This is a genomic window from Janthinobacterium longum (genome assembly GCF_051380735.1).
Taxonomy (GTDB): domain Bacteria; phylum Pseudomonadota; class Gammaproteobacteria; order Burkholderiales; family Burkholderiaceae_D; genus Janthinobacterium.
Map to the genome: position 1 here is coordinate 355,662 of NZ_JBNYXQ010000004.1, position 10,283 is coordinate 365,944.

Here is a 10,283-nt window from a genome sequence, read left to right on the forward strand (position 1 = left end):
GCGTCAGTGGGCGCTGCCGGCAGCGGCAAGCTTGCCGTCTTCTTCTGTTTCAGGCTCGTGCGAGCCACCGCCAAAGAAACGCGCCGCGCGCTTGCCCAGGCTGTCGAGGTAGGTGTACGCCACCGGCACCACCACCAGCGTCAACAGGGTCGAGGTGAGCACGCCGCCGATCACGGCGCGCCCCATCGGTGCCTGCGATTCGCCACCGTCGCCCATGCCGATTGCCATCGGCAGCATGCCGAACACCATCGCCAGCGTGGTCATCAAAATCGGCCGCAAGCGCACCTGGCCCGCTTCCATCAGCGCCTCGAACTGCCCCAGCCCTTCGCGCTGGCGCTGGTTGGTAAAGTCGACCAGCAGGATCGCGTTCTTGGTCACCAGCCCCATCAGCATGATAAAGCCGATCACCGAGAAGATATTCAGGGTGCTGCCGGTGATGAGCAAGGCCAGCAGCACGCCGATCAAGGACAGCGGCAGCGACACCATGATGGCGATGGGCTGCAGAAAGCTGCCGAACTGCGAGGCCAGCACCAGATAGATGAAGATCACGGCGATCCCCAGCGCCATCATCGCGCCGCCCATGGTTTCAGCCATCTGCTGGGCATTGCCGGCCACGTCGAAGCGCACTCCTGGCGGCAGGGCGATCGATTTGATCGCCTTTTGCACATCGGCGTCGACATCACCGGCCGGGCGGCCCTGCACGCCGGCATAGATGGCGACCCGGCGCTGCAGCGCCTGGCGTTTCAGCACCTGCGGGCTGGACGAGGGCACGAAGTCGACCACCTGGCGCAGCGGGATCATGATCGGCTTGCCGTTCGCGTCCAGCTTGCTGGACGCCAGCGACAGGTCGGCCAGGTCGGCCACTTTCTGGCGCCCCGACTTGGGCAACTGCACGTTGACGTCGTAGTTCTGCCCATCGGACGCCAGCCAGTGGCTGACGGTGTCGCCAGCAACAAACGGACGCAGCGCATTGCCGATCTGCTGCACCGACAGGCCCAGGTCGCTGGCCAGCTCGTTGTTGATCTTGATGGTGGTCGACGGGTTGGCGCCTTCCTGGCTGTATTCCATGTCGGCCAGGCCTTTGATGCCGCGCATCTTGTCCATCAGGGTGTGGGCCACCGCATCGAGCTTGCCTTCATCGGTACCTAAAATGGCGATAAAGATCGGCCGCTGGCCCACCGACAGGGTAATGCCGGCAATCGGCGCCAGGCGTTCGCGGATCAGCTTTTCCAGTTCCTGCTGCGAACGGCGCTTGTGGGTTTTCACGTCAAGCAGTTTCAGGTTCACTTCGGCGGCATTGCGGCCGTCCTGGGTGCCGACGTTGGCCACCAGGCTGTCGATCTCGGGGAATTGCTTCAACGCCTGCTCGATCTGGCGCACTTTGCTGTCGGTGTATTCCAGGCTGGAACCGACCGGCGTCTTGAAGCGCAGGTTGACCCAGCCCTGGTCGGTTTCCGGGAACATCTCGCCGCCTATCATCGGCACCAGCATCAGGCTGCCGACGAACAGGGCGACGGCCGTGGCGAGGGTGGTCTTGCGCCAGCGCAGGGCCAATGCCAGCACCTTGCCATACCAGACGTGCAGGCGGTCGATGCCGGTTTCCAGCCATGCCATGAAGCGGCCCAGCCAAGGCGCATACTTGAAGCGGTCCTTGACGGGGTCGCGCCAGACCGACGACAGCATCGGGTCGAGCGTAAAGCTGACGAACAGCGACACCAGCACGGCCACCGCGACGGTAATGCCGAACTGCAGGAAGAAGCGGCCGATAATGCCGTCCATGAAAGCGACCGGCACGAACACGGCGACGATGGCAAAGGTGGTGGCCATCACGGCCAGGCCGATTTCATTGGTGCCGTCGTTGGCCGCCTTGTAGTGGTTCTTGCCCATACCCAGATGGCGCACGATGTTTTCGCGCACCACGATGGCGTCGTCGATCAACAGGCCGATGCACAAGGAGAGCGCCATCAGGGTCAGGAAGTTGAGCGTGAAACCAAACGCCTTCATGGCGATAAAGCTGGCCAGCACGGAAATTGGCAGGGTCAGGCCGGTGATGATGGTGCTGCGCCACGAGTGCAGGAACAGGAACACGATCACCATGGTCAGGATGGCGCCTTCGATGATGGTGCGCTTGACGTTATTGAGCTGGCTTTGCACGCGCTCCGATTCGTCGTCGAGCACGCGCAGGGTAATATCGGCCGGCAGTGTTTGTTGCAGGTCGGCTGCCACTTTCAGGATGCCGGTGCCTACTTCGACCACGTTGGCGTCCTGCACCTTGGTGATTTCCATGGTCACGGCCTGCTGGCCGTTCATGCGTGAAATCGACAGCTCTTCCTGCTCGCCATCGACGACGGTCGCCACCTGGTCCAGGTAGACCGGGCCGACGGCGCGGCGCGCCACGATGATCTTGCCGAACTCGCGCGCATCCTTGATCTTGCCTTCCACCCGCACCAGCTGCTCTGCCGCGCCGTGGCTGATCGAGCCGGCCGGCAGATTGGTATTGGTGGCCTGGATCGCGCGGATCACTTCATCGACGCCGATGCCCTGGGCATTGAGTTCGACCGGCTTCATGCTGATCAGGATCTGGCGCGCGCGCAGGCCGCGCAGCTTGACCTGGCCCACCCCGGCCACGCTCTGGAAGCGCTTGCTGATTACCTGTTCCGTCATGGTCGACAGTTCGCGCAGGTCATGCCCGGTCGACGTCAAGACGATGGTGGCGATCGGACGTTCGTTATCGCCTTCGGCACGCGCGATGAACGGGTCCTTGGCTTCCTTCGGAAAGCGCGGGCGCACCAGCGCCACCTTGTCGCGCAAGTCCTGCATGGCCTTGTCCATATTCGTCGACAGCTCGAATTCCAGGTAGACGCCGGCGCGCCCTTCCCACGAGTTGGCGCGGATGGTCTTGATGCCGCTGACGGTGTTGACGGCGTCTTCGATCGGCCGTGTGATGTCGTTTTCCACCGCCTCGGGCGACGCGCCCGGGTAGCTCACTTCAATCGCGGCAAACGGGAACTGCACGCTGGGCATGCTTTCCACGCCCAGGCCGCGGTAGGAGAACACGCCCAGCACTACCAGCGCCACCATGACCATGGTGGCGAACACGGGGTTCTGGATACTGACTTTGGTCATCCACATGGTTCAGCCTTTCGGTGCCGGCGCGGCCGGCGGTGTGGCGGTCGCCGTTGCGGCGGCGGGTGTGGCGCCAAAGGTGACGCCATGGCCCGGCTTCACGCCATCGAGCCTGGCGACGATCACCCTGGTGCCGGCCGCCAGGCCTTCCTTCACTTCCGCATAGCCTTCGTCTTCATTGCGCAGGCCCAGGGTGACCTTCTGCTCGACCACCTTGTTGTTGACCACCGCGTATACCACGGTGCCGTGTTTTTCCGTGCGCAAGGCAGTCAAAGGCACCATCGGCGCGACGATGGATCGTTCGGTAACAATGCTGCCTTTGGCGAACATGCCGCCGCGCAGCGCGCCATCGCGATTGTCGACGGCGATATACACCAGCATGGCGCGCGAGCCGCTTTCGGTGGTGGGGTTGATGCGCGCCACCTTGCCGGTAAAGTCGCGCGTACCAAAACCGTCGACCTTGAAGCGCACTTCCTGGCCGATGCGGATGCGCGGGATTTCCGAACTGGGCACCGGCGCCTCCAGCGTCAGCTGCGCCAGGTCGACGATGGTGTAGACGGGCATGTCGGGCGCGACTTTTTCACCGGCCTGCACATGGCGCTTGCTGACGATGCCGGCCATCGGCGCGCGGATCACGGTGTCGGCCAGCGCGATGCGGGCAATTTCCACCATGGCGGCGGCGGACTTGACGCTGGCGCGCGCCAGGTCGACCGAGTTCTGCGTCGTGTCGTAGGCGGTCTGCGAAATGTATTTTTGCTTGAGCAGCGCCTGGCTGTTCGTTTCGTTCTTGCTGGCCATCGCCAAGCGCGCCTGCGCCTCGTCGAGCATCGCCTGCTGCTGCGTCAGGCGCGCGCGCTGGTCGGCCGCATCGAGCCGCAGCAGCACCTGGCCGCTGGACACCTGCTGACCCTCCTGCACGGTCGTCTCGCGGATTTCGCCGGACACCTTGGCCTTGATGGTGGCCTGGTTCAAGGGCGCCAGCGAACCGGACAAGGGCAGGCTGACGCTCAGGGCGCGCGCGCTGATGGCGGCCACGTCGCCCTGCGCCAGTTCATGCACCGGTATCTTGTCCTGCTCCTTCTTTTTCGCCGCCTGCGCGTCAGCCGCTTTCGCCGCCTGCTGCTTCGACTGCATGACGGTCCAGCCGCCGCCCGCCAGGCCCAGCACCAGCAGGATCAGCATGGGCGCGCGCCAGCGGCGCGGGCGGGGGGTGGCGGCGAAAGGGCGCGGCGGCAGCGGCGGGAGCGGGGACGTTGTCTCGTTTTTCATAGGATACTTTTTCAGGAAAGGCATTCGGGTAGCGTACCGCCATGGCGGAACCCTGGCACGCCTGCCACGGTACCCGTTCACGACGATACGCATGTTGCCACTTTATGAAGATCGGCGCCAGCTTGCCAGCCCCATGCGACAGATTGCACAAAAACGGGGTTGGAATGCACTTTGAAGCGACGGGGCCGTTTGCTGGCCTGCGCGCCTGCGGCAGCGCGCTGGGGAGGTTGCTGGCGGGATAATGCTTTAGCCGACCGTGGCGCTGACCTTGCCGATCAGCGAACAGCCGCAAGCCGTCTTGCAGCCATGCACCGCCACCGCAATGCCGCCGGCGGTCAATGTCTGGTGCGCAGTGATGATCTTGTTGACCCCGTGCGGCGCGCCGCCGGGATAGCGCTGCGGACACATGACCTCGTCCCCCAGCCGCGCAATCGCCTTGCCGCCGATATCGTGGGTGGGCGAGCCGCTGATGACTGTCCCGCCATGGTCGGTCGCGTCGCCGACGGTGATGATTTTCAGGGGCACGGGATTCTCCTGGTTCAGTAGGTGGGAGGGGCGTTCGATTCGGGTTCGATGGCGCTGGCTACGCCGGTCCAGGGTGGCAGTTGCGCCGGGGGCAGCGGGAGGACTTCGTCGAGCTTGCTCAGCTTCAGGTCAGGATTGATTTGCAAGGCTTCAGAAATTTCTCTGTAGCGCCGACCGCGTTCAGAGTCAGCGACTATCCCGAGTAGCTTTAGACTAGACTTTTCTTCTTCATTGGAGCTAGGCCAGCTCCCATCGCCATCGAATAATAGCCATAGAGCTGATGCGCATTCCTGGCTACCAAATTTCACTCCCTGCTGATAAATATTAAAAGCCGTTGGATACTCCTTTCGGATTCTCGCTTTAATTCCTAATCGATAAGCTGCGGGACCATGACCTTGTTGATAAGCACATTCCAACATGATTTTTTCATCACTTAGACGGCCTTCACCAGCATAGGCGCCAGCCAATGCCATCTGTGCCTCCGGGCTGCCAAGTTGTGCCGCTTTAAGGTAATATGCCCAGGCTAAATCGACGTCGTAATGTGCCCCGCCATAGCCGTGCTCATGAGCTACGCCGAGGTCATACAGGCCCCAAGGCTGCATCTCCTTGGCTGCCATGCGAGCAAATTCGACAGCTTTATATGGGTCAGGTTTGAGTACCTCGTTCGATTCAAGCGGCCCCAAGCCTTCAAGATAAAAATGGGCCATCAAGGCGCGGGCACCCCAATCTCCTAGATCGGCAGCTTTTCTGACGTCAGTAAGTATTTTCGTTGATTCTTCGTGGATCAGTTGCCACTCTATTTTGCTGCGCCAAAGTTTTCGAGCCTCGATATACAGGTGGTATGTGGCGGGGGCCCGGTTGGCCGGCATGTGGTCTTTCCAGCGGGCGCACGCGGGAAGCGATTCAGAGAAACTGAACTTTTTAAATCCATAAGGCAGGGCATGCAAAGCACTCTCCTTGATATAGTTATCGACAAAAAATGCACTGATAGCCAGTCCCACTAATAAAGCAAAGGCGTATATCCAACGTGTTCTCGCGCTTCTCATGGTTAGATGACCGGTGAGCCAGGTTTTCGGTCAACATAGAACGGAAGCAACTCGCTTGATAATTTGGTTCCCGATGACTTGAAGTCAAAATTACTGGCTGCTTTTTCTTGCCATTGCCCAAATGTGGCTGATATATCGCCAAACTGCCCCGGTCCCGCCAATCCCGAGCACTGACTGAACAAATCACAACGTAATTTAAACGCCACGTCTTGCGCCTCACTCAACACATTGAGTTCGCTGTCGAGAGCCATGCTACGTACGTTCAGGTTGGCAGAGCCGATGGTGAACGCTGCATCATCAACTATCGCGACCTTGGCGTGAATGTATATTTCTTCGTAGTCCTCCGTTCGCAGCCTCTCGTCACTTTGTGCGCATGTCCAAAGCGAACCCATGAAGACATTGATTCCCCGCTTTTGCAGCTTGGTCGGAGTAATTGGTTGCTCCCCCTTGCCTTGTCGCGCCAGCTCTATCGCCTCTTCATGTTCCACCTTCATCGCCTCGCTTCTGCCCACTTTGCTGGCCACGTCATAAGTGGGACGATCCATGCCATTGTTCTCCGGTGTCGATGTCAGGATAAATACGCAAATTGGCTTCAGGTAGCCGGCCGAGCGCAGGCGGCCGACGCATTCGATCAGATGCTCGGCCCAGGTCGTGTATTGGATGTACTGGTTTTGTATGAAGATGTAGTGGTGAATTTGCCGGGTCAGGTTGGCGTAGCATTCCTTGATGCTTTTTTCGGCATGCTGCGGTTCGGTGCGCAGCAGCTGGACGTTATGCTGCCCGTTTTGCAGCTTGAATGCCTCCCACGGTATTTTCGCGCGCCGCGTGATGAAGTCCGGATCCATCTTGTTATGAATCCAGTCTCCTATCTTCCTGGCGAACCAGACTGGCGGAATGATCAACCATGCCGTGTCCAGGAAGAGCGAGGGTGGCTCGGTTGAGTTTTCCCATGCCTGGCAGAAATTCTGATTAAGGTCGTGGAGGATCGGGCCATGCAGGCGACAAGAGACATCCTGATACGGTTTTGCCACATGGCTGTTTTTGTCCATATAAGACTGCACCAGCCGTTCCTTGGTGGCCTGCTGTGCAGGACTCAATCGATATCCCGGGCTGGCGCTGTCATAGCGTTCGCCTTCCTTCCATGCGGCCTTTTGCAGCTGTACATGCTCGATGTCGTAGATCCGTTCACGTCTGATATCGCGAAAGTGGTGCTCTGCCGTGTCCCAGAAATCGGTAACGGAATTATGTCCCATCACGTACCCTGCTGCCTGGGTGGGAATTTCATAGTCAATCAGCAGCATTTTCTGGTGGTGCGTGGCAAACGCTTTGGTGGCCGTTGCCATGGCGCCCTTGGGCGCCACTTCGTCCGCCATTGATTTTCCTGATAGTTGGATCGGCACGCTGCGCACGTGAATATGAATATTCGGTATCTTGCCAGCACCGACCTGCGCATACCATTCGGCGTTATAGGTCTGATGAAATTCACTGAAGTAGCCGCTTTTGCCGCAGCCGATATGGGGAAACCGTCCGCCGTAATAACCTTGGCCAGATGGGTGCTGCCGCGCGCGGTGGCGGCGATGCCGGCCGGACTGGCCAGCACCAGGTGCGGCGCGGCCAGTTGAGGAAAGCCGCCTTTGCCGCCAGCGCCACCCTTGATGCTGTCATTCTGCGCCTTGATGGCGGTGAGCACGTTGGCCTGGTCTTCGCCGTCCTGCGTGCCGGCTTGCTTGGCCAGTTGCGCCAGCGCATCCTGCTGCGCATGAGCGGTGTTCAGGCGCAGCTGGGTCTCGCCCATGTCCTTGCTGTGCGAGGCACCGTTGGGCCGCGCTTCGGTAGTGATCAGCATGCCTTTGTTGGCGCGCGCCACGCCCCAGGCGTTGGTCGCCAGCTCCCAGCCTTCGCCGCGCGCGTCCATGCGCCCTTCTGACGTTTCAATGCGGGTGATGCTGCCCAGAGAGAGCTGGCTGTGTTGATGGTCGCTTTTGAGCTGGGCCTGCAGCGCGCCTTTGGTGTCGTCGAGCACCAGGTGGTTGCTGCCGCCGTCGCCGCCGGCGCCCAGTTCGCGGCTGCGCATGCCCGCCAGCGCGCGCTGCGCCGGCAAATGCCAGGGTGGCATCTGCTCGCGGTTGTAGACGACGCCAACGACGATGGGGCGATCGATGTTGCCGTCGAGGAATTGCACCACCACCTCCTGGCCCACGCGCGGCAGGCAGACCTGGCCACAGTACTGGCCGGCCATCGGCATCATGACCCGTATCCAGGGCGAGCTGGCCTGGTCGAAAGTGCCCAGCCGGTCCCAGTGAAACTGCAGTTTGATGCGTGCCAGTTCGTCCGTGTAAATATCCTCACCGGGCGGTCCCACCACGATGGCCGTCTGCACGCCGGGGTTTGCACACGGTACGCTGTTATGCTGGCGCCCCGGTCGCCAGCGCAGATCGCGGCGGACGCACACCATGCTATTGCTGTATTCGGATTTGGCGTGCGGGCCGACCGGGTAGTTGTTGCTGGCGGCATGCTCGACTGAGACGATCAGATAATCGCGCCCGGCGATGGCCGGCTTGATGTCCTGGCCGCGCGCCGGCGCTTTGGCGTCGCCGCTGAAGTGGCCGCCCAGTTTGAAACTGCGGCCCGGCTGCGCGGCGCGGTCGTTGCCGCTGGCCTCGAAATACTGGGTGTGCCGGTCGCGTTCTTCCATGCGGCGCTGCGCCAGCAGCTCGCCGGCGCGCAGATCCGGGTAGCCGTAGGCGCCCGTGTTTTCATAAAGTTCATGCGCGTCTACCTCGCCCTGCCGGTTCAGCGAACTGCCGCTGACCAGCTGCGGACGCGGGCTTTTATAGTTGAAACTGGCCAGTGTGAGCTTGCCGGAACCGAGTTGGCGCACCGCCTGCCACGCATGCAGGCCATCGGCTTCTTGCGAGCCGGCTTGGGCCCGAAAGGGCATCACGTCCCCCGGCGCGCTGGCATGGGCGTCGTCAATCGGTTCGGCCAGGGTGGAGTCGTCGGCGAGTATCAGGGTATGGCCATCAAAGCGATGCTCGTAATGGTAGTACAGGCCAGCGTCTTCCCAGCGCCGGTGCAGATGGTTGTAGTCGCTCTCGTTATACTGGTTGGCGCAAGTAATTTTTTTGTCGTCGCAATTGGGACTCAGGCGGGTCTGCCAGTCGCGCTGGCGGTAGTGGGCGAAGGTGGTCTCGGTCAGTTCGATCACGCTGCGATGGTGGAACGAGACGTTGTCCTGGCGCAGCCTGGCAAAGGCCAGCCACGGCGACAGCACCATCCGATAGTATGCGAAGCCGCCATCGGTACGGACAAAACGGAAGCTGCCGACATAGCCGTTCATGTGGCGCAGGGTGCCGTTTTCGCGCACCAGCGCAATCGTGACCATTTTGCCCATCATGCTTTTGAGGGGGATGCGGGCATCGTCCGACAGCACTTCGGCCTCGATGCGAAAGTCGCGCGACAGCTCTTCGCGCATCGTAATTCTGTTGACCAGCATGACGGTATTGGCCGGGCCGTCCTGCTGCGGAAAGTCCATGCGCATCAGCCGCCTGGCCTGTGATTGCTGGCTGAAGGCGGACAGCGCGGCCTTGGCGGCGTCGAGGAGGTGGCGGGTCATGGGCATCTCCCTTATTGAACAGCATCGAAGTCGGCGTTGTTTTCCGGCCTGGACCAAGCGGGACGCTTATCTTCCGGAATGTCTGCCTGGAAAATGGCATCCATATTTTTCAGGGACTCCGTGTCATAGAGCATCAGCGTTCCTGCAAAATGCCTGCCGCCACAGTCGATAGCGACCTGCTTTCCCCCCAGCCAGAACCAATAGTCGCGAATGAATGGCTCACACTTTATATGGCGAACCTTGTTATTTCTGTAAATTGCAAGCAGACTGGCGCCTGGTGCAACGTCGCCCTCCGCGATCCATGTATTTAGCACCAGCCATGCTGCGGAATGTTTGTCTGGCGCCAAGGTCGCGTTTTCTGCATGTCCATTTTTGCTTATTTTTTCATCTCTGCCATCAAGAAAGACAATATGAACATTATTTTTTTTGTCAATGTAAATGGATGAAAATTTTTCTCCATTGCTTGAGTGTGATTTTGAGATAAATGTCAGCAGAAGCATAAGTATAATTTTTTTCATTATTCAGGCCCCAAATATTTTACTTGGCGTCTGGTGCCATTTATGCCACCGACCATCCATGCTTTTACCCACCTCGTTATACACAACTGTTGAGCGCCCCCATTTCACGTAGGGTGCGTATTGTTTGCGCCGCCACATGAACATCCTTCAAACCAAGCCAGATCGTCTTGACGCCCGGTTCGC

The 10,283-nt window shown here is 60.3% G+C and carries 7 protein-coding genes; all 7 read right to left on the minus strand.

All coding sequences use genetic code 11. The annotated features are described in order from the left end of the window. Nucleotides 1–3 precede the first annotated feature (3 nt). The 7 genes from ACQ4WM_RS14400 to ACQ4WM_RS14430 all read right to left on the minus strand — a co-directional run bounded on the left by ACQ4WM_RS14400 (nt 4) and on the right by ACQ4WM_RS14430 (nt 10,100). A complete protein-coding gene (locus ACQ4WM_RS14400; protein ID WP_436547352.1) occupies nt 4–3,132 on the minus strand; it encodes an efflux RND transporter permease subunit in 3,129 nt (1,042 codons plus the stop codon). 3 nt (nt 3,133–3,135) lie between these two features. Continuing rightward, complete coding sequence (locus ACQ4WM_RS14405; RefSeq protein ID WP_436547353.1) at nt 3,136–4,308, minus strand: efflux RND transporter periplasmic adaptor subunit; 1,173 nt, start codon at nt 4,306–4,308, stop codon at nt 3,136–3,138. Nucleotides 4,309–4,641: 333 nt separating this feature from the next. After that, nucleotides 4,642–4,920, minus strand: coding sequence for a PAAR domain-containing protein (locus tag ACQ4WM_RS14410; protein ID WP_436547354.1), 279 nt, complete (start codon nt 4,918–4,920; stop codon nt 4,642–4,644). A 14-nt stretch (nt 4,921–4,934) separates the two neighbouring features. Next, the gene (locus ACQ4WM_RS14415; RefSeq protein WP_436547355.1) at nt 4,935–5,966 is read right to left on the minus strand and encodes a tetratricopeptide repeat protein; all 1,032 of its coding nucleotides are present in this window, start codon (nt 5,964–5,966) and stop codon (nt 4,935–4,937) included. A 2-nt stretch (nt 5,967–5,968) separates the two neighbouring features. Continuing rightward, nucleotides 5,969–7,339 carry a phospholipase D-like domain-containing protein gene (locus ACQ4WM_RS14420; RefSeq protein WP_436547356.1) on the minus strand — a complete coding sequence of 457 codons (1,371 nt, stop codon included), beginning with the start codon at nt 7,337–7,339 and terminating at the stop codon, nt 5,969–5,971. Further along, nucleotides 7,258–9,582, minus strand: a complete 2,325-nt coding sequence (locus ACQ4WM_RS14425; RefSeq protein WP_436547357.1) for a type VI secretion system Vgr family protein — start codon at nt 9,580–9,582, stop codon at nt 7,258–7,260. Before ACQ4WM_RS14425 ends, ACQ4WM_RS14420 begins: the two co-directional genes overlap by 82 nt. 11 nt (nt 9,583–9,593) lie before the next feature. Continuing rightward, entirely contained in the window at nt 9,594–10,100 is a 507-nt protein-coding gene (locus ACQ4WM_RS14430) for a hypothetical protein (RefSeq protein WP_436547358.1), read from the minus strand. Nucleotides 10,101–10,283 lie beyond the last annotated feature (183 nt).